Genomic DNA, 22130 nt, shown 5'->3' on the forward strand with positions numbered 1-22130 from the left:
TCCTTTACACGGAGGGGGTCGGCGGTTCGAGCCCGTCATCACCCACCACTCGGGTCGTTAGCTCAGTTGGTAGAGCAGTTGACTTTTAATCAATTGGTCGCAGGTTCGAATCCTGCACGACCCACCAATTTTATTGGTCCCGAGTGATAATTCAGGCAACACCCAGATGGGTCGTTAGCTCAGTTGGTAGAGCAGTTGACTTTTAATCAATTGGTCGCAGGTTCGAATCCTGCACGACCCACCAGCCTGAATAAATTTGAAGTACATCCCGCAAGGGGTCGTTAGCTCAGTTGGTAGAGCAGTTGACTTTTAATCAATTGGTCGCAGGTTCGAATCCTGCACGACCCACCAGTGTAGAAAGGCGCCCTAAAGGCGCCTTTTTGCTATCTGCCGACTGGGTAGGTCGAGTAAGGCGAAGCCGCCACCCGACAAATGCTACCCGCACCTATTTCCGGTGACTTTTCCTCTCATATTCGCTATCTTGTTTAGCATACAAAACACAATTGCCATGCGTTTTGCTATGTCATGCAAAAGAAAGGCAATATTGTTAAGCCAGTAAAACGAGAAGCCATAATGAGTGTGATGTTTGATCCCGAAGCCGCAATCTATCCGTTTCCGCCAAAGCCTGTCCCGCTGAGCCTGGATGAAAAGCAATTCTATCGCGAGAAGATCAAGCGTCTTCTCAAAGAACGCGATGCGGTAATGGTGGCCCATTACTACACCGACCCGGAAATCCAGCAGTTGGCGGAAGAGACCGGCGGGTGTATTTCTGACTCCCTGGAGATGGCACGATTCGGTGCAAGACATCCCGCTTCCACGCTGCTGGTTGCTGGCGTGCGCTTTATGGGTGAAACGGCAAAAATTCTCAGCCCTGAAAAAACCATTCTGATGCCGACGCTCAATGCAGAGTGTTCGCTCGATCTCGGCTGTCCAATTGAGGAATTCACCGCGTTCTGCGACGCCCATCCTGACCGCACCGTGGTGGTCTATGCCAATACGTCTGCGGCGGTAAAAGCGCGTGCAGACTGGGTGGTGACCTCGAGCATCGCCGTTGAACTGATTGAACATCTGGATAGCCTGGGCGAGAAAATTATCTGGGCGCCTGACCGTCACCTTGGTAATTACGTTCAGAAGCAAACAGGCGCGGATGTTCTCTGCTGGCAGGGTGCGTGTATCGTTCACGACGAATTTAAGACTCAGGCGCTGACGCGTATGAAGGCGCTGTACCCGGAAGCGGCCATTCTGGTGCATCCAGAGTCGCCTCAGTCGATTGTCGATATGGCCGATGCGGTTGGCTCAACCAGCCAGCTTATCAACGCGGCCAGGACATTGCCTAACAAGCAGCTTATCGTCGCAACCGATCGCGGTATCTTCTACAAAATGCAGCAGGCGGTGCCGGAAAAAGAGCTACTCGAAGCGCCAACCGCAGGCGAGGGAGCAACGTGCCGCAGCTGTGCGCACTGCCCGTGGATGGCGATGAACGGCCTGAAAGCGATTGCCGAAGGGCTCGAGACGGGCGGGGCAGCGCATGAAATTCATGTTGATGCGGCGTTGCGAGAAGGTGCGTTAATTCCGCTTAACCGCATGCTGGATTTTGCGGCTACACTACGTACTTAACTTGTTCAGAACCGGGGAAAAGATGGATTTTTTTAGCACGCAGAACATTTTGGTTCATATACCGATTGGTGCGGGTGGCTATGACCTGTCATGGATTGAAGCCGTTGGCACGCTGGCCGGGTTACTCTGTATCTGGCTGGCGAGCCTGGAGAAGATCAGTAATTACGCGTTCGGGCTGATTAACGTCACGCTGTTCGCCATTATCTTCTTCCAGATCCAGCTCTACGCCAGCCTGCTTTTGCAGCTGTTTTTCTTTGCCGCCAATATTTACGGCTGGTACGCGTGGTCGCGTCAAAACAGCCAGCAGGAAGCCGAGTTGCAGATCCGCTGGCTGCCGCTGCCGAAAGCCATCGCCTGGCTTGTCGCCTGCGTGGCGGCCATTGGTTTGATGACCGTTTATATCAACCCGGTGTTTGCGTTTCTGACGCGCGTTGCCGTTTCGGTCATGTCTGGACTCGGTTTGAATGTCACGATGCCTGAACTCCAGCCGGATGCCTTCCCGTTCTGGGATTCCTGCATGATGGTGCTGTCGATTGCGGCGATGATCCTGATGACCCGAAAATACGTTGAGAACTGGCTGCTGTGGGTCATCATCAACGTCATCAGCGTGGTGATTTTCGCGCTGCAGGGCGTCTATGCCATGTCGCTGGAATATCTGCTGCTGACCTTCATTGCCCTGAACGGCAGCCGTATGTGGATTAACAGCGCGCGTGAGCGAGGCTCTCGCGCGCTTTCCCACTAATGGTGATGATGATGTGAATGGCCGGGCTGCGCCTCGTTCAGGTGGCAGTCTGGCCCGCTACAGGGCTGATACTCCATCTGGATCGTCGAATGGGCAATCTCATAGTGATGCTCCAGAAAATGCTGGATACGTTCGAGCAGCGCGTCGTGATCGTGGGGTGGGATCACCTGAACGTGCAGCGTCATCACAGGCTTTTCGCCGACCAGCCACACGTGAACGTGGTGGACGTTTCGCACCTCCGGGATCGAGCGGCTCAGATTTCGTCTCAGCTCACCGATGTCCATTGACGAGGGGGCGCCTTCCAGCAACTCATTGACGCTCTCTTTCAACAGCCGCCAGGCGCTGCGTAGCACCAGACACGACACGAGTACCGAAAGAATCGGGTCGATGGGTGTCCAGCCCGTCCCCAGAATAATCAGCGCAGCCACAATTGCCCCCACGGAGCCGAGCAGATCCCCCAGAACATGCAATGCCGCGGCGCGCACATTGAGGTTCTTTTCCCCGCTGCCGCGATGCAAAATCCAGAACGCCAGAATGTTGGCAATCAGGCCCGCTATTGCGATGACCATCATGGTGGTTCCTGCGACGGGCTGCGGGTGTCTGAAGCGCTGAACGGCTTCCCAGACGATAAGGATGGTAATCACCACCAGCGCAATCGCGTTAACGAAAGCGGCAAGCGTAGTAAGCCTGAGCCAGCCAAACGTATGGCGGGCATTGGGTGGACGGCGGGAGAACTGGACGGCGAGCAGGGCAAACAGCAGGGCAGCCGCATCGGTAAGCATATGTCCCGCATCTGCCAGCAGGGCCAGAGAACCTGAGATTATCCCCCCAATGACCTCGATAACCATAAACGTTGCGGTGACGCCAAACGCCAACAGCAGCCGTTTGGCATTCTCATCGCCGGAGGCGGGGGAAGGGGAGTGTGTGTGCGCCATGTCATCTTTCCTGATTTGTTATTATTTTTAGTGTAGCGTTTTTAAGAGCTTAAATAAAAAAGGAGAGCACGCGCTCCCCTTTATTCAGATTACTCAGCGTTACTGCGTGGTACCGTCAGTTTTGGTATCCGCATCACTGCCAACTTTGTCATTTGGATCCGGACAGCGACCGTCTTTACACATAGAATTTTTGTGCACTTCATCTTTGGTCATGCCGTCGTGATTCATGGTGCCAGAATCCGTACCGTTGGGGTGCAGCATGGTGCCCCCGGTTTGGGTATTTCCGGAATTGATCTGGCTGTTATCGACATTATTGGGTGCGATGTTTTGTTTAGCATCAGGGGCGACCTGACCAGCGGCGGCGGCTGCATTGGCATCGCCGTTGCTGTCTGAGGTGCCCGTGTCCGCGGCCAGTGCGCTACCGCTTGCCAGTGTGAGTGTGGCGGTCAGAAAGAGAGTTGCCAGTTTCGTCATTTTCATCATGCTGCTCCTGTTCTTGTCGTTACGCTGGATAACATTCTCCAACAGTGCATCTTGTTCAAAGGCGAAAGATTCCAGCATACGGACTTACGTCAGTATGGAATCGTGTTTAATCACACATAAATGGTTGTTACAGTTAAAAAGCTTAGGTTAGATCTCATTTTTCGCTATTTTGTGGCGATTTTTAGGCGAATTCCAGGAATTATCTGCGCGAAGTGTAAAATCCCGTTTACACTTCCTGGCCGACAAGTTAGATTGAAAGCATTGCTTTCACTACTAAAGATATGGCAGAGCTGGAAAGAAGATGAATTATCAGAACGACGATTTACGCATTAAAGAGATCAATGAGTTATTACCTCCTGTAGCGCTCCTTGAAAAATTCCCCGCCACTGAAAATGCTGCCAATACGGTGTCTCATGCCCGCAAAGCGATCCACAAGATCCTGAAAGGCAGCGACGATCGTCTTCTGGTGGTGATTGGCCCGTGCTCTATTCACGACCCTGCTGCGGCGAAAGAGTATGCTGCCCGCCTGCTCACCCTGCGCGAAGAGCTGAAAGGCGAGCTGGAAATCGTGATGCGTGTGTATTTTGAAAAACCACGCACCACCGTGGGCTGGAAAGGGCTGATTAACGACCCGCACATGGACAACAGCTTCCAGATCAACGACGGTCTGCGCATTGCCCGCAAGCTGCTGCTGGAGATCAACGACAGCGGCCTGCCTGCCGCGGGTGAGTTCCTGGACATGATTACGCCACAGTACCTGGCAGACCTGATGAGCTGGGGCGCAATTGGTGCCCGCACCACGGAATCTCAGGTGCATCGCGAGCTGGCATCCGGCCTCTCTTGCCCGGTAGGCTTCAAAAACGGCACTGACGGCACCATTAAGGTGGCTATCGACGCCATCAACGCAGCGGGCGCGCCGCACTGCTTCCTGTCCGTGACCAAATGGGGTCACTCTGCGATTGTGAACACCAGCGGGAACGGCGACTGCCATATCATTCTGCGCGGCGGTAAAGAGCCGAACTACAGCGCAAAACACGTTGCAGAAGTGAAAGTGGGGCTGGAAAAAGCCGGACTTGCACCGCAGGTGATGATCGATTTCAGCCACGCTAACTCCAGCAAGCAGTTTAAAAAGCAGCTGGAAGTGGGTGCAGACGTTTGCCAGCAGATCGCCAGCGGTGAAAAAGCGGTGATCGGGGTGATGATTGAAAGCCATCTGGTTGAAGGTAACCAGAATCTGGAAGGCAGTGAACCGCTGGTTTACGGTAAGAGTGTCACCGATGCCTGCATTGGCTGGGACGATACCGATACCATCCTGCGTCAGCTGGCGAATGCGGTAAAAGCGCGTCGCGGCTGAGTCCTCAGGCACAAATAAAAAAGCGCAGAAGGCTCCGCGCTTTTTTTATGTCTGGCGAAAATTACTTCGCTTTACCCTGGTTCGCGACAGCCGCGGCTTTCGCTGCGATCTCGTCCGCGTTACCCAGATAGTAATGTTTGATTGGCTTGAAGTTTTCGTCGAACTCATACACCAGCGGCACGCCAGTTGGGATGTTCAGCTCGAGGATTTCATCTTCACCCATGTTGTCCAGGTATTTCACCAGCGCACGCAGGGAGTTACCGTGAGCGGCGATGATCACGCGCTCGCCGCTTTTCAGGCGTGGCAGAATGGTTTCATTCCAGTAAGGCACAACGCGGTCGATGGTCAGCGCCAGGCTCTCGGTGGTTGGCAGCTCAGCGTCGGTCAGCTTCGCGTAACGCGGGTCGTGGCCCGGGTAGCGCTCGTCATCTTTGGTCAGCTCTGGTGGGGTGATCGCGAAGCCGCGACGCCACTGTTTAACCTGCTCGTCGCCATATTTCTCAGCGGTTTCCGCTTTGTTCAGGCCCTGAAGCGCGCCGTAGTGACGTTCGTTCAGTTTCCAGGACTTCTCAACCGGCAACCAGGCCTGATCCAGTTCGTCCAGCACGTTCCACAGGGTGTGGATGGCACGTTTCAGCACAGAGGTGTAAGCAAAATCAAAGGTGAAGCCTTCATCCTTCAGCAGTTTACCTGCCGCTTTGGCTTCGCTTACGCCTTTCTCAGACAGATCAACGTCGTACCAACCGGTGAAGCGGTTTTCGTTGTTCCACTGGCTTTCGCCGTGGCGCACCAGAACCAGCTTAGTTACAGCCATATCGTACTCCTCATAAGCTTTATTGAATGATAACAATTCTCATTATATTGCCGTGGACATGCCAGCAGCAACGCTTAACCCTAACCATAGCGAAAATAGTCTCTGAGTGTAAGATGCTTGTGAATCCAGGGTTATGATTTTGTCTGCGATCGGCGGTATTTTCAGCAAGACGCGCAGAAAAAAGCCCTCCGAGGGAGGGCTGGAAATCAATGCGGAATGAAATGATACTCTGTGACGCTCACGTACTCTTCGCCGGGGCGCAGCACGCAGTCCGGCTGCGGCCATTCCGGATGGTTCGGGCTGTCCGGCAGGAACTCGCTTTCCAGCGCCAGTCCTTGCCAGTCACTGTACTCCTCATGCTCGCGCGCAGTCGTGCCGCCGAGGTAGTTGCCTGAATAGAACTGCAGGGCAGGGGCGGTGGTGTAGACCGTCATCTGCAACTTCTCATCCGCAGACCAGACCTGTGCGGCAGGGTGTTTCACATCACCTTGGGCCTGCAGCAGGAAAGCGTGGTCGTAGCCTTTCACCTTGCGCTGATCGTCATCGCTCAGGAAATCCTGGGCGATTGTTTTCACGCTGCGGAAGTCAAAGCTGGTGCCGCTCACGTCTTTGAGGCCCTGATACGGAATGCCCATCTCGTCAACCGGCAGCCAGGCATCTGCCAGGATTTGCAGCTTGTGGTTACGCACGTCGCACTGGTTACCGTCCAGGTTGAAGTACGCGTGATTGGTCAGGTTGACCGGGCACGGCTTGTCGACCGTCGCCCGGTATTCAATGGTGATACGGTTATCGTCGGTCAGCGTAAAGCGCGCAGTAGCGATAAGGTTCCCCGGGAAGCCCTGATCGCCATCAGGCGAATCCAGCGAGAACAGCACTTCGCCGTCGTTTTGACGAACAATCTTCCAGCGGCGTTTATCAAACCCGTCTGGTCCGCCGTGCAGCTGGTTTTCCCCCTGGCTTGGCAGCAGGGTGTACTGCACGCCGTCGAGTTCAAAACGGCTCTTCGCGATGCGGTTCGCATAGCGCCCAACGGACGCGCCCAGATAGGCAGATTGATTAATATACTGCTCAGGCGAGGCGCAGCCGAGCAGGGTTTCGCGTACGCTGCCGTCCGGCATCGGTACGCGGGCAGAAAGAAGGGTGGCACCCCAGTCCATCAGCGTAACGACCATCCCCGCGCTGTTGCGCAGGGTTAACAGGCGATACGGCAGACCATCCGGTGCAAGGGTAGGTGTTTCGTTTAGCACTGTCCGGCTCCTTGTGATGCTTTACAAACATAGAAGGTTTCTTTGATACCCGTTTTTGCTTCGTACTGCTTCGCCACGGCGTCCTGTACGGCAGGGACCAGCTCTTCAGGCACCAGCGCAACGATGCAGCCGCCAAAACCGCCGCCCGTCATGCGCACGCCGCCTTTGTCGACGATGGTGGCTTTAACGATATCCACCAGGGTGTCGATCTGCGGCACGGTGATTTCAAAATCATCGCGCATGGAGGCGTGAGATTCCGCCATCAGCTCACCCATGCGTTTCAGGTCGCCTTTCGCCAGCGCGGACGCGGCTTCAACGGTACGGGCATTTTCCGTCAGCACGTGACGAACGCGTTTGGCGACAACCGGATCCAGCTCGTGCGCCACTTTGTTAAATTCATTGAGCGTGACGTCGCGCAGGGCGGGCTGCTGGAAGAAGCGCGCGCCGGTTTCGCACTGTTCGCGGCGGGTGTTGTACTCGCTGCCCACCAGCGTGCGCTTGAAGTTGCTGTTGATAATCACCACGGCCGCGCCTTTTGGCAGGGGAACGGCTTTGGTGCCAAGCGAACGGCAGTCGATCAGCAGCGCGTGCTCTTTTTTGCCCAGCGCGGAGATCAGCTGGTCCATGATGCCGCAGTTACAGCCCACGAACTGGTTTTCCGCTTCCTGACCGTTCAGGGCGATTTGCGCCCCGTCCAGCGGCAGATGATAAAGCTGCTGGAACACGGTGCCAACGGCGACTTCCAGAGACGCAGAGGAGCTTAAGCCCGCCCCCTGCGGAACGTTGCCGCTGATCACTAAATCCGCACCGCCAACGTTCTTGTTACGCTTCTGCAGATGCTTCACCACGCCGCGCACGTAGTTAGACCACTGCTGGCTGTCGTGCGTCACAATCGGAGCATCGAGGGAAAACTCGTCCGTCTCATTACCGTAATCCGCCGCAATCACGCGGACCTTACGGTCGTCGCGCTTCGCGCAGCTGATGACCGTCTGGTAATCGATGGCGCACGGCAGCACGAAACCGTCGTTATAGTCGGTGTGTTCACCGATCAGGTTAACGCGGCCAGGTGCCTGGATAACGTGGGTGGCAGGGTAGCCAAATTTCTCAGCAAACAGGGATTGTGTTTTATCTTTCAGACTCATTTTTTAGACTCCTGATTCGCGATAGTGGACGTCGCTAACGGCACGCAGACGTTCTGCCGCCTGTTCCGCCGTCAGGTCACGCTGGGTTTCCGCCAGCATTTCATAGCCCACCATAAATTTACGCACCGTCGCAGAGCGCAGCAGCGGCGGATAGAAATGGGCGTGCAGCTGCCAGTGTTGATTCTCTTCGCCGTTAAACGGGGCGCCGTGCCAGCCCATGGAGTACGGGAAGGAGCACTGGAACAGGTTATCGTAACGGCTGGTCAGCTTTTTCAGCGCCAGGGCAAGGTCGTCGCGCTGCGCGTTGCTGAGATCGGTAATTCGCTTCACGTGCGCTTTCGGCAGCAGCAGCGTTTCAAACGGCCAGGCCGCCCAGTAAGGGACAACGGCCAGCCAGTGTTCGGTTTCCACCACGGTGCGGCTGCCGTCGGCCAGCTCGCGCTGCGTGTAATCCACCAGCATCGGGGAATCGTTTTCCGCGTAATATGCTTTCTGCAGTCGGTCTTCACGCTCGGCTTCGTTGGGCAGGAAGCTGTTCGCCCAGATTTGGCCATGCGGGTGCGGGTTAGAGCAGCCCATCGCCGCACCTTTGTTTTCGAACACCTGCACCCACGGATAGCTCTGCCCCAGCTCGGCGGTTTGCGCCTGCCATGTGCTGACCACCTCTTTCAGCGCGTCCACGCTCAGCTCCGGCAGCGTTTTACTGTGATCGGGCGAGAAGCAGATCACGCGGCTGGTGCCGCGCGCGCTTTCGCAGCGCATCAGCGGATCGTGGCTTTCCGGCGCGTCCGGGGTGTCGGTCATCAGGGCGGCGAAATCGTTGGTGAACACGAAGGTGCCTTTGTAGTCCGGGTTTTTATCCCCGGTGACGCGCGTGTTGCCCGGACAGAGGAAGCAGTCCGGGTCGTGCTGTGGCAGCGTCTGTTTTGCAGGCGTCTCCTGCGCCCCCTGCCAGGGGCGCTTGGCGCGATGCGGAGAGACCAAAATCCATTGCCCGCTTAGCGGGTTAAAACGACGATGCGGATGATCGACGGGATTAAATTGCGTCATGACGGATCCTTAGTCCGGATAGCCCTGCGGATGGCGTGACTGCCAGTGCCAGGTATCCTGTGCCATTTCATCAAGCGTGCGCGTTACACGCCAGTTAAGCTCTTTATCGGCTTTGGTTGCATCGGCCCAGTAAGCAGGCAGGTCGCCATCACGACGCGGTGCGAAGTGGTAGCTCACCGGCTTACCGCAGGCTTTGCTGAAGGCGTTAACCACGTCCAGCACGCTGCTGCCGACCCCGGCGCCGAGGTTGTAAATATGCACGCCGGGTTTGCCCGCCAGCTGCTGCATCGCCGCCACGTGGCCGTCGGCCAGATCCATCACGTGGATATAGTCACGCACGCCGGTGCCGTCCTCGGTAGGGTAGTCATTGCCAAAAATCGCCAGCGAGTCGCGGCGACCCACCGCAACCTGGGCGATGTACGGCATCAGGTTATTCGGGATGCCCTGCGGATCTTCACCCATATCGCCGGACGGATGCGCGCCGACCGGGTTGAAGTAGCGCAGCAGCGCGATGCTCCACTCCGGCTGTGCTTTTTGCAGATCGGTCAGGATCTGCTCAACCATCAGCTTGCTTTTGCCGTACGGGCTTTGCGGGGTGCCGGTCGGGAAGCTCTCAACGTAAGGGATTTTGGGCTGATCGCCGTAGACGGTAGCGGAGGAGCTAAAGATAAAGTTTTTGACGTTCGCCGCACGCATGGCGGAGATGAGACGCAGGGTACCGTTGACGTTGTTGTCGTAATACTCGAGCGGTTTCGCAACGGATTCACCGACGGCTTTCAGACCCGCGAAGTGGATCACCGCTTCGATGGCGTGGTCGTGAAGGATCTCGGTCATCAGTGCTTCGTTGCGGATGTCGCCTTCCACGAAGGTCGGCTGTTTTCCACCAAGACGTTCAATCACCGGCAGCACGCTGCGCTTACTATTGCACAGGTTGTCGAGGACGATCACATCGTGACCATTTTGCAGCAGTTGCACACAGGTATGACTTCCGATGTAACCGCTACCACCTGTTACCAGAACTCGCATAATTCGCTCCATTGGGCTTATGGTATGTAATAACCATAGCATAACAGAGACGCGAAAAGTGTGACATGGGATAAAATAGTGGAATCGTTTACACTCGTTTTCACACTCGCTTTTTCATTGACTGATAACATTCTAGATCAAAGGGATAGCGATGTATTGATGCAAGTTATCTGAAAAAGCGGAGGGCAGCGCCCTCCACGGTTAATCGATTTTGCTGAGAAGGTAGCGATAGCGCTCGCCGTCGGGGACAAACTCAAGGCGGTGCGTAATACAGGAAGGCGCATCTTCGGCATGGTGTGAAACGAACAGCAATTGCGTTTCACCCTCACTTATGAGGATATCGACAAAGCGACGGACCAGCTGGCGGTTTAGCGGATCCAGCCCCTGAAGCGGTTCGTCGAGAATCAACAGCGTCGGGTGTTTTACCAGCGCGCGAACAATCAGTGCCAGACGCTGCTGTCCCCACGACAGGCTGTGGAACGGCGCGTCAGCAATCCGGCTGTCCATGCCCAGAATATCCAGCCACCGCTGAACCAGCTTGTGTTGTCTGTCCGACACCGCCTGATAAATGCCGATGGAGTCAAAATACCCGGAGAGGATCGCGTTGCGCACCGTGGTACTGACGCGGTAATCCAGATGCAGGCTGCTACTGACGTAGCCAATATGCTTTTTGATGTCCCAGATGGTTTCACCGCTGCCGCGACGTCGGCCAAACAGCGTCAGATCGTTGCTGTAGCCCTGCGGGTGATCGCCGGTGATCAGGCTCAGCAGCGTCGATTTCCCCGCGCCGTTAGGGCCGACAATCTGCCAGTGTTCGCCTGGATTAACCGTCCAGCTAAGGTTGTTCAGGATCGGTCTGTCGTCATAGGAGACCACGCCGTCGCGCAGAACGATAAGTGGCTGATGGGGATCGAGACCGTGGCGTGCCGCCGGGGCGTCGGGCTCCGGAAGCGCGATGCCGTCCAGTTTTTCGCTATGCGCGAGCTGAGCAATCAGGGCCTGCCTGAGCAATGCGGTTTTTTCCCCGGTTTCGGTCAGATTACAGTCTGCCAGTACGCCCGCGTTCTGCACGAAATCCGGAATTTCATCGAAGCGGTTAAGCACCAGTACGATGGTGTAACCGTCCTGATTAAGCGTGCTTAACAGGGCGGCCAGCTGGGCACGGGAGTGCACATCCAGCCCGTCGAACGGCTCATCCAGAATCAGCAGTTCCGGCTGGCTCATCAATGCCTGACACAGCAACGTTTTGCGCGTCTCGCCGGTGGAAAGGTATTTGAAGCGCCGGTTCAGCAGGGCGGTGATGCCAAACTGCTCCGCCAGCTGCTGGCAGCGGGCTGGGTTTTTGACCTCGTCCTGAATAATTTCTGCTGTGGTGCGACCGGTATCCTCTTCACCCGGGCTGAGCAGGTCGGTGTTGTTGCGCTGCCACTCGTCGCTCACCAGCTTTTGCAGTTGTTCAAACGACAGGCGCGTCAGACGGGTGAAGGTGTTCTGGCGTTCGCCTTTAAGCTGGGTCAGCTCTCCGGCCAGGGCTCGCGCCAGCGCTGATTTGCCGCTGCCGTTGGTTCCCACAAACGCCCAGCTTTCGCCTGCGCGCAGCGTTAAATCAGGAAGGGTCAGCGTTCGGGTATCGCTAAGACGAAACGTGCCTTGCGAAATATGCAATGATGACATGATGTATCCCATTTTTTGCAGCGATAGACGTCAGGGATACTGGCTGTCGGCGAGATTGTCAATGCACTCAGCACAATGTGGCGATAATCACCCGGTCAGCGTTGAAATATGCGGTAACGACAGCACCTTCTTCTAAACCGGTCGCCTCCGCAGCGGGGAGGGTCGCGCAGAGAAGTTGCCCATCCGGCAGCGTCATCAGCACTTCGCACTGCTCTTCGCCGCGTTCGATATGGCTGATGGTGCCCTGCAGCTGATTATCTGCCCCGCTGGCCAGCTCCGGGTTGTGCGTAATGCTAACCCACGGCGCTTTGAGCAGCACCAGCACCTCTTTACCTTCGTCCAGACCAAGGCGCTGCCCACTCTGCGCGGTGATCGCGGCTTTCAGACGAGTAGTCCCATCTGCAAGCAGGATGTCGATATGCTGCTGCACCTGGGCGTCATCGCGAGCCGTGACCTTCCCAAACCACTGATTACGGGCGCTAGTCTGCAATGAAAAACGTGAAATGGCGGCCAGCAGGCTGTCCAGCGGGACGTTGTCATCATCGCTCAGCACATCAAAGGCTTTTTGCTGGATCTGCGCCAGCAGATCGTAAAGCTGGATCAGACGCTGACCGTAACGCGTCAGGACGGCACCACCGCCACCTTTGCCGCCTGTTGCACGGTCGACCAGCGTTTGCTCGCTCAGGGTGTTCATTTCGTTGATGGCATCCCAGGCGCTTTTATAGCTGATGCCCGCATTTTTGGCACCCTGGCTAATTGAGCCTGTTTGTTCTATTTGTTTAAGCAGGGCGATACGTCGCGGGTCGGCAAAAAGCTTCTGCTGTAGTCGTAAGGTGAGGAGAATCTCGGCCTGCATAACAGTGTCCTGGCAAAAAGAGTATTGTGACCCAAATGGCGCAGGGCGCAAAGTGCACCGCACAAAAGGGGATGTTTTTCTTACTTTTCAGGGTAGAATAAGCCGTTCACAGTATCTGGAGAAAACCATGTTAGAGTTGTTGAAAAGTCTGGTATTCGCGGTAATCATGGTACCAGTAGTGATGGCCATCATCCTCGGTGCCATCTACGGCCTGGGTGAAGTGTTCAACGTCTTTTCGAACATTGGTCACCGAGACCAGGCTAAAAAGCAGCATTGATTCCCTCCAAAACGCCCGGTTAACCGGGCGTTTTGCTCTCAAGTATTTCTTTTCATCGCCGATATCTTTTTTAGCGACAGGCCGTTTACTCATTAATCGGTACCATTAAACGCTGGGATCTCCCTGACGATACCGTTATATTAATATGTATATAACGATGATGACAGGAGCTACAGATGGCACGTACATGGGTACGCCTTTTTGCAGGGGCAACGCTAACGCTTTCTCTTACCGGACACGCGCTGGCTGAAGAGGGGAAAATTACGGTGTTTGCTGCCGCCTCGCTGACCAATGCGATGCAGGATATCGCCGCTGAGTATAAAAAAGAGAAGAACGTTGACGTGGTCTCGTCGTTTGCTTCCTCTTCTACGCTGGCGCGCCAGATTGAAGCGGGTGCTCCTGCCGATCTGTTCATCTCTGCCGACCAGAAATGGATGGACTACGCGGCTGAGAAAAAATCGATTGATACAGCAACCCGCGAAACGCTGCTGGGGAATAGCCTGGTGGTCGTGGCGCCAAAAGCCAGCGCGCAGGCGGGCATCACCATCACTAAAGAGACCAACTGGACGAGCCTGCTGAGCGGTGGTCGTCTGGCGGTGGGCGATCCGGAACACGTCCCTGCCGGGATTTACGCCAAAGAAGCGCTGCAAAAGCTGGGCGCGTGGGAGACATTGTCACCGAAGCTGGCCCCGGCGGAAGATGTACGCGGCGCGCTGGCGCTGGTAGAGCGTAACGAGGCCCCGCTGGGAATTGTTTATGGCTCTGATGCCGTTGCCAGTAAAGGGGTGAAAGTGGTTGGTACGTTCCCGGAAGACTCGCATAAGAAAGTGGAATATCCTGTTGCGATTGTTGATGGACATAAAAATGCGACCGTGACGGCCTTCTATGACTATCTGAAGGGGCCAGAAGCGTCTGCGATCTTTAAACGTTATGGATTTACGACTCACTGATGATATTGACCGATCCTGAATGGCAGGCCGTGCTGCTGAGCCTTAAAGTCTCTTCCCTGGCGGTTGCGCTGAGTTTGCCCTTTGGGATCTTCTTTGCCTGGTTACTGGTTCGTACCCAGTTTCCGGGCAAAGCCCTGCTTGATAGCGTTCTTCATCTTCCCCTTGTGTTACCGCCTGTGGTGGTCGGTTATCTTCTGCTCGTCTCAATGGGGCGACGCGGTTTTATCGGCGAGAAGCTCTACGACTGGTTTGGGCTGACGTTTGCTTTTAGCTGGCGCGGCGCGGTGCTGGCGGCGGCGGTGATGTCATTCCCGCTGATGGTGAGGGCGATCCGCCTCGCGCTGGAAGGCGTGGACATGAAGCTCGAACAGGCGGCACGCACGCTGGGAGCCGGACGTTTACGCGTCTTTTTCACCATCACGCTGCCGCTTACGCTGCCGGGAATTATTGTCGGAACGGTGCTCGCGTTTGCCCGCTCGCTCGGCGAGTTCGGCGCGACCATCACCTTTGTCTCGAACATTCCCGGCGAGACGCGAACCATCCCGTCCGCCATGTATACCCTGATTCAAACCCCGGGCGGTGAGGGGGCGGCGGCGCGTTTGTGCATCATCTCGATAGTTCTGGCGCTGGCCTCTCTGCTGGTATCTGAATGGCTGGCTCGGCTTAGCCGCGAGCGAATGGGGAAATAAGCATGCTTGTACTCAATTTCACCCAGACGCTGGGAAACCATACCCTGACGCTTAACGAGACGCTGCCTGCGAGCGGCATCACCGCCATCTTTGGCGTTTCCGGTGCGGGGAAAACGTCGCTGATTAATGCCATTAGCGGCCTGACGCGCCCGCAGTCCGGGCGTATTGCCCTGAATAATCGCATCTTAAATGACGTTGAAAATAAGATTTACCTCTCCCCGGACAAACGCCGCATTGGTTACGTTTTCCAGGACGCGCGGCTCTTCCCGCACTACAGCGTGCGCGGCAACCTGCGCTACGGCATGGCGAAAAGCATGGCTGCGCAGTTTGATAAGCTGGTGGCTCTGTTAGGCATTGAACCGCTGCTGGACAGGCTGCCTTCCTCGCTTTCGGGCGGCGAGAAGCAGCGCGTGGCGATTGGTCGCGCCATACTGACCGCGCCGGAGCTGCTGCTGCTCGACGAACCGCTGGCCTCGCTGGATATCCCGCGCAAGCGCGAGCTGCTGCCGTATCTGCAGCGCCTGGCGCGGGAAATCAATATTCCGATGCTTTACGTGAGCCATTCCCTGGATGAGATTTTGCATCTGGCAGACAAGGTGCTGGTGCTGGAAGAGGGCAGCGTGAAGGCCTTCGGCAGCCTGGAAGAGGTGTGGGGCAGCAGCGTGATGCACCCGTGGCTACCGAAAGAGCAGCAGAGCAGCATCCTGAAAGTCAGCGTTCTGGAACACCATCCCCACTACGCGATGACCGCCCTGGCGCTGGGCGACCAGCATCTTTGGGTCAATAAGATCGACAAACCGTTACAGTCCGCGCTACGGATCCGCATCCAGGCGTCGGACGTCTCGCTGGTGCTGCAGCCGCCGCTGCAAACCAGTATCCGAAATATCCTGCGCGCCAAAGTGGCCGAGTGTTTTGATGATAACGGGCAGGTGGAGGTGAAGCTTGAGGTCGGCAGCAGGACGCTCTGGGCGCGCATCAGCCCGTGGGCCAGGGATGAGTTAGGCATCAAGCCCGGCCTGTGGCTTTACGCGCAAATCAAGAGCGTCTCGATCACCGCCTGATTACAGCAGGTGGGTATAAATGTACTGCGCGATGCTGTCGGTGGTGTTATCGCCGATCACCACGTTAGCGCGCGCTTTGACCGCGTCGTCGGCGTTGCCCATCGCCACGCCCGTACCTGCGGCTTCCAGCATGCTGATGTCGTTGTAGTTATCGCCAAAGGCGATCACATCCTGCATCGACCAGCCCTGGGATTCCACAAACTGCGTCAGACGCTTGCCTTTGCTGTTGCCTTTACGGGCAATGTCCACCTGGTCATGCCAGGACCATTCGCACTCCAGACCCAGCGTCTCCTCGACGTGCTTCGCAAACGCATTCAGTTTGGTGGTGTCTTCATCCGTCAGGGCGAATTTCCAGATAGCCTCAACGTCCTGTGCCGCCTGACGCAGAGAGGAAACCTGCGTGAAGACGGGGCGCTGCGCTTCTGGCAGGGACAACGCCCAGTTACTGGTGCGCACCACATGGCCTGTCGGGCGCTCGTACACCATCGCGTTATCCACGTACATCAGGCCGTGAATGGCGTGCTCATCCAGCAGATCAATCAATTGCAGCGCCTGAGGAACCGGCAGCGGATCGGATGCCAAAACCTTTTTTGCCTGATAATCATACAAATAGGTGCCGTTACAACAAATTGCAGGTGTATCTAACGCCAGTGCCTGATAAAAAGGATGAATGGCAACGTGATGTCGACCCGTTACGATAAGGAGTTGATATCCCACTTCCTGCGCGCGCTTGAGCGCTTCAAGAGAAGAGGGGAGCAGGGTTTTCTGAGGGGTAAGTAATGTTCCGTCTAAATCCAGTGCAATCACACGCGAGGTCATTTGTTCTTCCGGGTTAATGTTGAATTTTAGGTCTCAGGGGATGTTACACCGAGAGTAAATCGCTGCAAAATTCCTGGCTAAAATTCAGCATTCACCGTTAAAAATAATCACTTTCACGTGCAGTGAGGAAAGGAGTATTCATGAAACAAACCGTTTATACCGCCAGTCCTGAAAGTCAGCAGATCCACGTCTGGCGTTTGAATGCAGAAGGTTCGCTCACGCTGGTTCAGGTTGTTGATGTTCCGGGGCAAGTACAGCCAATGGTCGTCAGCCCGGATAAACGTTTTCTCTACGTTGGCGTGCGTCCCGAGTTCCGCGTGCTGGCGTACCGTATCTCCCCCGATGATGGCGCACTGACCTACACCGCCGAAGCACCGCTGCCGGGTAGTCCTACCCATATCTCTACCGATCGCAAAGGACGCTTCATCTTCAGCGGTTCCTATAATGCGGGTTGCGTCAGCGTGACCCGTCTTGAGGACGGTATTCCGCTGGACACCGTTGAGGTGGTGGAAGGGCTGGAAGGCTGCCACTCGGCGAATATCTCCCCGGACAACCGTACGCTGTGGGTGCCTGCCCTGAAGCAGGATCGCATCTGCCTGTTTACCCTGAGCGATGACGGGCATCTGGTGGCACAAAACCCAGCTGAAGTGACGACCGTAGAAGGTGCGGGGCCGCGCCATATGGTCTTCCACCCGAACCAGCAATATGCGTATGTGGTAAACGAACTGAACAGCTCGGTAGACGTGTGGGAACTGAAAGATCCAAACGGTCAGATTGAGTGCGTGCAAACGCTGGATATGATGCCGTCTGACTTCTCCGACACCCGCTGGGCGGCCGATATCCACATTACGCCGGATGGTCGTCATCTGTATGCGTGCGATCGTACCTCCAGTCTGATTACCGTCTTTAGCGTCTCTGAGGATGGCAGCGTGCTGGCGATTGAGGGCTTCCAGCCAACGGAAACCCAGCCGCGCGGCTTTAATATCGATCACAGCGGCAAATACCTGATTGCGGCGGGGCAGAAATCCCACCATATCGCGCTGTATGAAATCAAAGGCGAGCAGGGGCTGCTGGAAGAGAAAGGGCGGTATGCCGTCGGCCAGGGGCCAATGTGGGTAGTGGTAAACGCTCACTAAGCGGCTAAAAACAAAAAACCTCGCGAATGCGAGGTTTTTTTATGCCCGGTGGTACCCGGGTGAGCACATCAAAACGTAACCAACCTGATCATCATAATATTGGCTTAAGGCGATGTAAATTCATCGTCAACAAAGAAAAGAGAACACGGAATGATCAGAAATCATTATTTATAGGATAATCATTTGCTTAGGTGATTTTGCTTTATAAATTCCTAAACTGATTTTATCTGTTTTTATGTACAGTGGTCATTTGATATCATTCTGTCCGTTGGTTTGATGTGCTGCAGTTCCGCAATTCAGGATCCTTTTTAAGTCCTGGCTGTCGGGTGGTGCCGACGGTGCCTAAACTGCGGAGCACATCAAAACATAACCAACACACCTCTGGTGACAGGCAGCGGAAAGGTAAATCAGAGGAGAAGTGCTCTATACCAAAGGAGTGGCGTATGAGCGGTGTGGAATGGGCAATTCTGTTCCTGCAACTCATGGTTGCGATTATGCAACTATTGGATGCGTATCTTAAGTTTGGTGCCTGACGTATCCAGTCGCAGTAAAAAGGGGGATTAAAACTCCCCCTTTTACTCTCATCTTACTGCTTCTGCTCGGCAACCACTTTGCTACCCACACCGCGGTTGTTGTATTCCCACATGCGGTTGAAGTTAGCGTCGTTCAGGTTGCGCTGCACGATGCCTTTATCGTCCACCGTCCCGGTGGTGCCGGAGAACGGACGTTTGGAGATGGCCGCGTCCGCCCACGGTTTGGCGATGTTGAAGCCTTCGTTGATCACGCTGTCACGGATAACAACCTGGCCGTTAGTGGCAGAGTCCACGTCCAGAGAGCGACCCAGCTGCGCAACGTTGTCACCTGCTGCAGTGAAACGGCTGTTCACCGCCAGGAAGCCGTAGAAGAGATTGGACTGTGTCGCTGGCGCAAACACATAACCTTCCTGCTGCGTACGCGAGTTCACCACGCGGAAGTCAGTGTTATCAAACACCACTGCGCCACGACCAGAGACCAGATCCACGTCGCCTTCAACGTAGCTGTTGGTCACCAGGGTACGGGTCAGGCGGTTATTTTGCAGGGTGTTCTGCACACCGCTATTGGTAACGAAGAAGGTGTTCTGGCGACCCAGAATGTTCACGTTGTTAATCTGTACCTTGTCGCCATCGCTGCGCAGAGCCACGGCCTGATGATTACCCGCGTCAACGCTGTCACCCAGGGTATTTTGAATGGTCAGGTTCTGCAATTGCAGACCGTTATTCTGCGACCAGACGACCGCTGAGCACATCACGCCAATGGTGGCGGCGCGCTTGCTCTGGCAGTTATCAAACATATACCACGCAGGTTTCCCCGGCATGTATTTACCGGCCGGGTTAACCAGGCGACGCCAGGTGGTGCTGTCGATCTCTGAATCAATCGCCAGACCAATTTTCACGTCGAGCGCTTTTTCGCCCAGACCGTAAATCGTAATGCTTCCCGGCGCCGCTGGCACGTAAACGGTACCTTCGTATTCACCTGGCAGGATCGCGATGTACTGACGCGATGCGCTGTGTTTAGTGATAGCCGCGTCAACAGCTGCCTGGATAGAGGTATGGGTCACGCCCTGCGCCCCAGCCGGGCCCACAACGAAGTTTGGCTGTTTTGGCAGGGTAATAGAAGACGGGGTCCACGGTGCCGCATTAGGATCCATCGCCGTGAAGTAACGCGCCTGGGTGAAGTTTTTCGCTTCATCAGCGGACAGGATCGGGCGAGATGAGGTACCCGGCGCAACCTGCTCAGAAGGTCGCTGATCCGGCGGGGTTGAGCTGCAAGCGGATAAAGTCACGCCAAAGGCAAGTGCTAACGCCAGACGGGAAATCCTGGAAATGTTCAAGGTGAAGCTCCTGGGTATGCAAGTCTTAACGGGATAGACGAAATAGCCTGCTTTTTTATACTAAGTTGAGCGAAACGGGAAGATAAAAAGGGTAAAAGTTGCGTTTTTACCCTCAGGGGGCGGGGAAGTCATCACAAATAAATAACATTTTCCATGAATGCGGTTGACACCAGACAGCAGATGAAAATAAATGTCTATACAACCCATGACAAGTGGAATCCCCATGCAGCAGCTTCATCCTGACGATGTGATATGGCGAAATGCGCGGCTGGCAACAATGGTTGCTGGCGAGCCGGAACCTTATGGCCTGAAAGAACAACACGCTCTGGTGGTCAGGGGCCAAACCCTTCTGGCCGTTGTTTCCGAGTCTGAACTGCCTTCCGGACACCGTCACAGCGTCGATCTTAAGGGACGTCTGGTCACGCCAGGCCTGATTGATTGCCATACCCATCTGGTGTTTGGCGGCGACCGCGCGGCGGAGTGGGAGCAGCGTCTGAACGGCGTCTCTTATCAAACCATCAGCGCCCAGGGGGGCGGGATAAACGCCACCGTTACGGCGACGCGCGGCAGCTCGCCCGAGACCCTGCTACAACTGGCGCAGCAGCGGCTCCAGCGTCTGATGAATGAAGGTGTGACGACGGTTGAAATCAAATCGGGATACGGGCTAAACGCCGAAGCCGAAGAGAAGATGCTGCAGGTCGCGCGCCAGCTGAGCCTCAATAATCCGATTGATATCAGCCCAACGCTGCTGGCGGCCCATGCGGTTCCGGCGGAATACCGGCAGGATCCGGATGCGTACCTCACGCTGGTCTGCGAGCAGATCCTCCCCACGCTGTGGCAAAAAGAGTTATATGAAGCAGTCGATGTGTTTTGCGAAAACGTCGGCTTTACCCCGTCGCAAACCGAGCGCCTCTTCCAGACTGCAACCGCGCTCGGTATCCCGGTGAAAGGGCACGTCGAGCAGTTGTCGAATCAGGGCGGCGCGGCGCTGGTCAGCCGGTATATGGGGCTGTCGGCCGATCATATCGAATATCTCGATGACGCAGGCGTTCAGGCGATGGCGCAAAGCGGCACGGTTGCCGTCCTGTTGCCGGGGGCGTTCTATTTTCTTCAGGAGCGCCAGCGTCCGCCGGTTGAACAGCTCAGAAAACAGGGTATCCCGATGGCCGTTGCCACCGACTACAACCCCGGCACCAGCCCGTTTGCCAGCCTGCACCTGGCGATGAACATGGCCTGCGTCCAGTTCGGCCTCACGCCGGAAGAGGCCTGGGCAGGCGTCACGCGACACGCGGCGCAGGCGCTGGGGCGCGGCGCTACGCACGGGCAATTAAAGGCCGGATACGTGGCGGATTTTATCGTCTGGGATGCAAAGCATCCGGTGGAAATGGTTTATGAACCGGGACGTAATCCTTTGTATCAACGCGTATTTCGGGGGGAAACGCTATGAAATTGTGGCGGGCTACATCACCGCAGGTCTGGCAGGGGCGCGACGACAGCGCCGAATCCACTCATGCAAAACGCATTTTCCAGACTCTTCAGCAACGTGAAGCGTTTTCACCTGCGTCTTCAGGCATTGCCCTGATTGGATTTGAATGTGATGAAGGGGTGAAGCGCAACCGCGGCAGACCCGGCGCGGTGCAGGCACCCGATATACTTCGCCAGGCGCTCGCGAACATGGCAAGCCATCAGGGACATGAGCGGCTTGTGGATATGGGCTCAGTTTACGTCGAGGGCACAGATCTTGAAGCCGCGCAGCGGGCATTAAGCGATGCAGTAGTGGAATGTCAGCAGGCCGGGATGCGCACGCTGGTGCTCGGCGGCGGGCATGAAACCGCGTGGGCGCACGGACGCGGCGTGCTGGACGCTTTCCCGTACGAGCGGGTTGCCATTATCAACCTTGATGCCCATCTCGATCTGCGCAAAGCCGACCAGGCCACGTCCGGCACCCCGTTTCGCCAGCTGGCGCATTACTGCGATGAGCGCGGGCGGGAATTTCAGTACGCCTGCCTGGGCGTGAGCCGGGCGGCGAACACGCTGGCTCTGTGGGATGAGGCGGAACGTCTGAACGTCACGCTGGTGGAGGATCTGCATTTCAGGCGTGACGCGCTCTCTTCGCTGGAAAGGGTGCTGGCGCAGGCCGATCGCGTTTATCTCACTATTGACCTGGACGTTCTCCCTGCGGGAGAAATGCCCGCCGTCTCGGCCCCTGCGGCATTAGGCATACCGGCGCTGGATCTTCTGCCGGTTATCGAACAAATCTGCCGTAGCGGTAAGCTCCAGGCCGCCGATCTGGTAGAGTTTAACCCGCAGTACGATCGGGACGGACAGGGCGCAAAGCTTGCCGCCCGTCTCGCCTGGCAAATTGCTCACTGGTGGGCATAACACTAT

General features: G+C 56.0%; 22 protein-coding genes and 3 tRNA genes. 14 read left to right on the top strand and 11 right to left on the bottom strand.

What is annotated here, in order from left to right:
• The first annotated feature begins 51 nt into the window (after positions 1 to 51).
• The 5 genes from K5E19_RS07910 to pnuC all read left to right on the top strand — a co-directional run bounded on the left by K5E19_RS07910 (position 52) and on the right by pnuC (position 2359).
• A tRNA-Lys gene (locus K5E19_RS07910) sits at positions 52 to 127 on the top strand.
• A gap of 41 nt (positions 128 to 168) precedes the next feature.
• Positions 169 to 244, top strand: a tRNA-Lys gene (locus tag K5E19_RS07915).
• 31 nt (positions 245 to 275) lie between these two features.
• Positions 276 to 351, top strand: a tRNA-Lys gene (locus K5E19_RS07920).
• A gap of 222 nt (positions 352 to 573) precedes the next feature.
• Positions 574 to 1617 carry a quinolinate synthase NadA gene (nadA, locus tag K5E19_RS07925; protein ID WP_221550700.1) on the top strand — a complete coding sequence of 348 codons (1044 nt, stop codon included), beginning with the start codon at positions 574 to 576 and terminating at the stop codon, positions 1615 to 1617.
• Between the two features lie 22 nt (positions 1618 to 1639).
• Complete coding sequence (pnuC, locus tag K5E19_RS07930) at positions 1640 to 2359, top strand: nicotinamide riboside transporter PnuC (protein ID WP_221550701.1); 720 nt, start codon at positions 1640 to 1642, stop codon at positions 2357 to 2359.
• On the opposite strand, the gene zitB is transcribed toward pnuC, so the two are convergent.
• Both zitB and K5E19_RS07940 read right to left on the bottom strand, forming a co-directional pair.
• Positions 2356 to 3294: a CDF family zinc transporter ZitB gene (gene zitB / locus K5E19_RS07935; RefSeq protein WP_221550702.1), complete on the bottom strand. Its 939-nt coding sequence runs from the start codon at positions 3292 to 3294 to the stop codon at positions 2356 to 2358. The genes pnuC and zitB overlap by 4 nt on opposite strands.
• Before the next feature lie 99 nt (positions 3295 to 3393).
• The gene (locus K5E19_RS07940) at positions 3394 to 3774 is read right to left on the bottom strand and encodes a YbgS-like family protein (protein WP_221550856.1); all 381 of its coding nucleotides are present in this window, start codon (positions 3772 to 3774) and stop codon (positions 3394 to 3396) included.
• 304 nt (positions 3775 to 4078) lie between these two features.
• Here K5E19_RS07940 and aroG point away from each other — a divergent pair, with 304 nt between their 5' ends.
• On the top strand, positions 4079 to 5131 hold the full coding sequence (aroG, locus tag K5E19_RS07945) for a 3-deoxy-7-phosphoheptulonate synthase AroG (RefSeq protein WP_221550704.1): 1053 nt from the start codon (positions 4079 to 4081) through the stop codon (positions 5129 to 5131).
• Positions 5132 to 5192: 61 nt separating this feature from the next.
• Here the strand turns inward: aroG and gpmA are convergent, their stop codons facing one another.
• The 7 genes from gpmA to modE all read right to left on the bottom strand — a co-directional run bounded on the left by gpmA (position 5193) and on the right by modE (position 12940).
• Entirely contained in the window at positions 5193 to 5945 is a 753-nt protein-coding gene (gpmA, locus tag K5E19_RS07950) for a 2,3-diphosphoglycerate-dependent phosphoglycerate mutase (protein ID WP_221550706.1), read from the bottom strand.
• A gap of 206 nt (positions 5946 to 6151) precedes the next feature.
• Positions 6152 to 7192 (bottom strand): galactose-1-epimerase, encoded by a 1041-nt coding sequence (gene galM, locus K5E19_RS07955; RefSeq protein ID WP_221550707.1) that lies wholly within the window; start codon positions 7190 to 7192, stop codon positions 6152 to 6154.
• Entirely contained in the window at positions 7186 to 8334 is a 1149-nt protein-coding gene (gene galK / locus K5E19_RS07960) for a galactokinase (RefSeq protein WP_221550708.1), read from the bottom strand. Before galK ends, galM begins: the two co-directional genes overlap by 7 nt.
• Positions 8335 to 8337: 3 nt before the next feature.
• The gene (gene galT / locus K5E19_RS07965; protein WP_221550709.1) at positions 8338 to 9384 is read right to left on the bottom strand and encodes a galactose-1-phosphate uridylyltransferase; all 1047 of its coding nucleotides are present in this window, start codon (positions 9382 to 9384) and stop codon (positions 8338 to 8340) included.
• 9 nt (positions 9385 to 9393) lie between these two features.
• Positions 9394 to 10410 (bottom strand): UDP-glucose 4-epimerase GalE, encoded by a 1017-nt coding sequence (gene galE, locus K5E19_RS07970; protein ID WP_221550710.1) that lies wholly within the window; start codon positions 10408 to 10410, stop codon positions 9394 to 9396.
• Positions 10411 to 10611: 201 nt separating this feature from the next.
• Positions 10612 to 12084 carry a molybdate ABC transporter ATP-binding protein ModF gene (gene modF, locus K5E19_RS07975; RefSeq protein WP_221550711.1) on the bottom strand — a complete coding sequence of 491 codons (1473 nt, stop codon included), beginning with the start codon at positions 12082 to 12084 and terminating at the stop codon, positions 10612 to 10614.
• 67 nt (positions 12085 to 12151) lie between these two features.
• A complete protein-coding gene (gene modE, locus K5E19_RS07980; protein ID WP_221550712.1) occupies positions 12152 to 12940 on the bottom strand; it encodes a molybdenum-dependent transcriptional regulator in 789 nt (262 codons plus the stop codon).
• 127 nt (positions 12941 to 13067) lie between these two features.
• Between modE and K5E19_RS07985 the strand changes: the two genes are divergently transcribed.
• From K5E19_RS07985 to modC, 4 genes are all read left to right on the top strand, one after another.
• Complete coding sequence (locus tag K5E19_RS07985; RefSeq protein WP_008501118.1) at positions 13068 to 13217, top strand: AcrZ family multidrug efflux pump-associated protein; 150 nt, start codon at positions 13068 to 13070, stop codon at positions 13215 to 13217.
• A 176-nt stretch (positions 13218 to 13393) separates the two neighbouring features.
• Positions 13394 to 14167: a molybdate ABC transporter substrate-binding protein gene (gene modA / locus K5E19_RS07990; protein WP_221550713.1), complete on the top strand. Its 774-nt coding sequence runs from the start codon at positions 13394 to 13396 to the stop codon at positions 14165 to 14167.
• Positions 14167 to 14856, top strand: coding sequence for a molybdate ABC transporter permease subunit (gene modB / locus K5E19_RS07995; protein WP_221550714.1), 690 nt, complete (start codon positions 14167 to 14169; stop codon positions 14854 to 14856). The genes modA and modB overlap by 1 nt, the downstream gene beginning before the upstream one ends.
• A 2-nt stretch (positions 14857 to 14858) precedes the next feature.
• Positions 14859 to 15917, top strand: coding sequence for a molybdenum ABC transporter ATP-binding protein ModC (gene modC / locus K5E19_RS08000; protein WP_221550715.1), 1059 nt, complete (start codon positions 14859 to 14861; stop codon positions 15915 to 15917).
• Here modC and K5E19_RS08005 read toward each other — a convergent pair whose 3' ends face one another.
• Positions 15918 to 16736, bottom strand: coding sequence for a pyridoxal phosphatase (locus K5E19_RS08005; protein WP_221550716.1), 819 nt, complete (start codon positions 16734 to 16736; stop codon positions 15918 to 15920).
• A 140-nt stretch (positions 16737 to 16876) separates the two neighbouring features.
• Between K5E19_RS08005 and pgl the strand changes: the two genes are divergently transcribed.
• Together pgl and tisB are read left to right on the top strand one after the other, a co-directional pair.
• Complete coding sequence (pgl, locus tag K5E19_RS08010) at positions 16877 to 17872, top strand: 6-phosphogluconolactonase (protein ID WP_221550717.1); 996 nt, start codon at positions 16877 to 16879, stop codon at positions 17870 to 17872.
• Positions 17873 to 18315: 443 nt separating this feature from the next.
• A complete protein-coding gene (tisB, locus tag K5E19_RS08015; RefSeq protein ID WP_023332440.1) occupies positions 18316 to 18405 on the top strand; it encodes a type I toxin-antitoxin system toxin TisB in 90 nt (29 codons plus the stop codon).
• 53 nt (positions 18406 to 18458) lie between these two features.
• On the opposite strand, the gene K5E19_RS08020 is transcribed toward tisB, so the two are convergent.
• Positions 18459 to 19742 carry a putative acyl-CoA thioester hydrolase gene (locus tag K5E19_RS08020; RefSeq protein WP_221550718.1) on the bottom strand — a complete coding sequence of 428 codons (1284 nt, stop codon included), beginning with the start codon at positions 19740 to 19742 and terminating at the stop codon, positions 18459 to 18461.
• Positions 19743 to 19965: 223 nt separating this feature from the next.
• Between K5E19_RS08020 and hutI the strand changes: the two genes are divergently transcribed.
• Positions 19966 to 21189 carry an imidazolonepropionase gene (hutI, locus tag K5E19_RS08025; protein ID WP_221550719.1) on the top strand — a complete coding sequence of 408 codons (1224 nt, stop codon included), beginning with the start codon at positions 19966 to 19968 and terminating at the stop codon, positions 21187 to 21189.
• Entirely contained in the window at positions 21186 to 22124 is a 939-nt protein-coding gene (gene hutG, locus K5E19_RS08030) for a formimidoylglutamase (RefSeq protein ID WP_221550720.1), read from the top strand. Before hutI ends, hutG begins: the two co-directional genes overlap by 4 nt.
• Positions 22125 to 22130: the final 6 nt, after the last annotated feature.

The organism is Enterobacter sp. RIT637 (assembly GCF_019718755.1).
Lineage (GTDB): Bacteria > Pseudomonadota > Gammaproteobacteria > Enterobacterales > Enterobacteriaceae > Enterobacter.

Coding starts and splice junctions, on each gene's coding strand:
- nadA (WP_221550700.1), top strand. CDS start 574: ATGAGTGTGATGTTTGATCCCGAAGCCGCAATCTATCCGTTTCCGCCA.
- pnuC (WP_221550701.1), top strand. CDS start 1,640: ATGGATTTTTTTAGCACGCAGAACATTTTGGTTCATATACCGATTGGT.
- zitB (WP_221550702.1), bottom strand. CDS start 3,294: ATGGCGCACACACACTCCCCTTCCCCCGCCTCCGGCGATGAGAATGCC.
- K5E19_RS07940 (WP_221550856.1), bottom strand. CDS start 3,774: ATGAAAATGACGAAACTGGCAACTCTCTTTCTGACCGCCACACTCACA.
- aroG (WP_221550704.1), top strand. CDS start 4,079: ATGAATTATCAGAACGACGATTTACGCATTAAAGAGATCAATGAGTTA.
- gpmA (WP_221550706.1), bottom strand. CDS start 5,945: ATGGCTGTAACTAAGCTGGTTCTGGTGCGCCACGGCGAAAGCCAGTGG.
- galK (WP_221550708.1), bottom strand. CDS start 8,334: ATGAGTCTGAAAGATAAAACACAATCCCTGTTTGCTGAGAAATTTGGC.
- galT (WP_221550709.1), bottom strand. CDS start 9,384: ATGACGCAATTTAATCCCGTCGATCATCCGCATCGTCGTTTTAACCCG.
- galE (WP_221550710.1), bottom strand. CDS start 10,410: ATGCGAGTTCTGGTAACAGGTGGTAGCGGTTACATCGGAAGTCATACC.
- modF (WP_221550711.1), bottom strand. CDS start 12,084: ATGTCATCATTGCATATTTCGCAAGGCACGTTTCGTCTTAGCGATACC.
- modE (WP_221550712.1), bottom strand. CDS start 12,940: ATGCAGGCCGAGATTCTCCTCACCTTACGACTACAGCAGAAGCTTTTT.
- K5E19_RS07985 (WP_008501118.1), top strand. CDS start 13,068: ATGTTAGAGTTGTTGAAAAGTCTGGTATTCGCGGTAATCATGGTACCA.
- modA (WP_221550713.1), top strand. CDS start 13,394: ATGGCACGTACATGGGTACGCCTTTTTGCAGGGGCAACGCTAACGCTT.
- modB (WP_221550714.1), top strand. CDS start 14,167: ATGATATTGACCGATCCTGAATGGCAGGCCGTGCTGCTGAGCCTTAAA.
- modC (WP_221550715.1), top strand. CDS start 14,859: ATGCTTGTACTCAATTTCACCCAGACGCTGGGAAACCATACCCTGACG.
- K5E19_RS08005 (WP_221550716.1), bottom strand. CDS start 16,736: ATGACCTCGCGTGTGATTGCACTGGATTTAGACGGAACATTACTTACC.
- pgl (WP_221550717.1), top strand. CDS start 16,877: ATGAAACAAACCGTTTATACCGCCAGTCCTGAAAGTCAGCAGATCCAC.
- tisB (WP_023332440.1), top strand. CDS start 18,316: ATGAGCGGTGTGGAATGGGCAATTCTGTTCCTGCAACTCATGGTTGCG.
- hutI (WP_221550719.1), top strand. CDS start 19,966: ATGCAGCAGCTTCATCCTGACGATGTGATATGGCGAAATGCGCGGCTG.
- hutG (WP_221550720.1), top strand. CDS start 21,186: ATGAAATTGTGGCGGGCTACATCACCGCAGGTCTGGCAGGGGCGCGAC.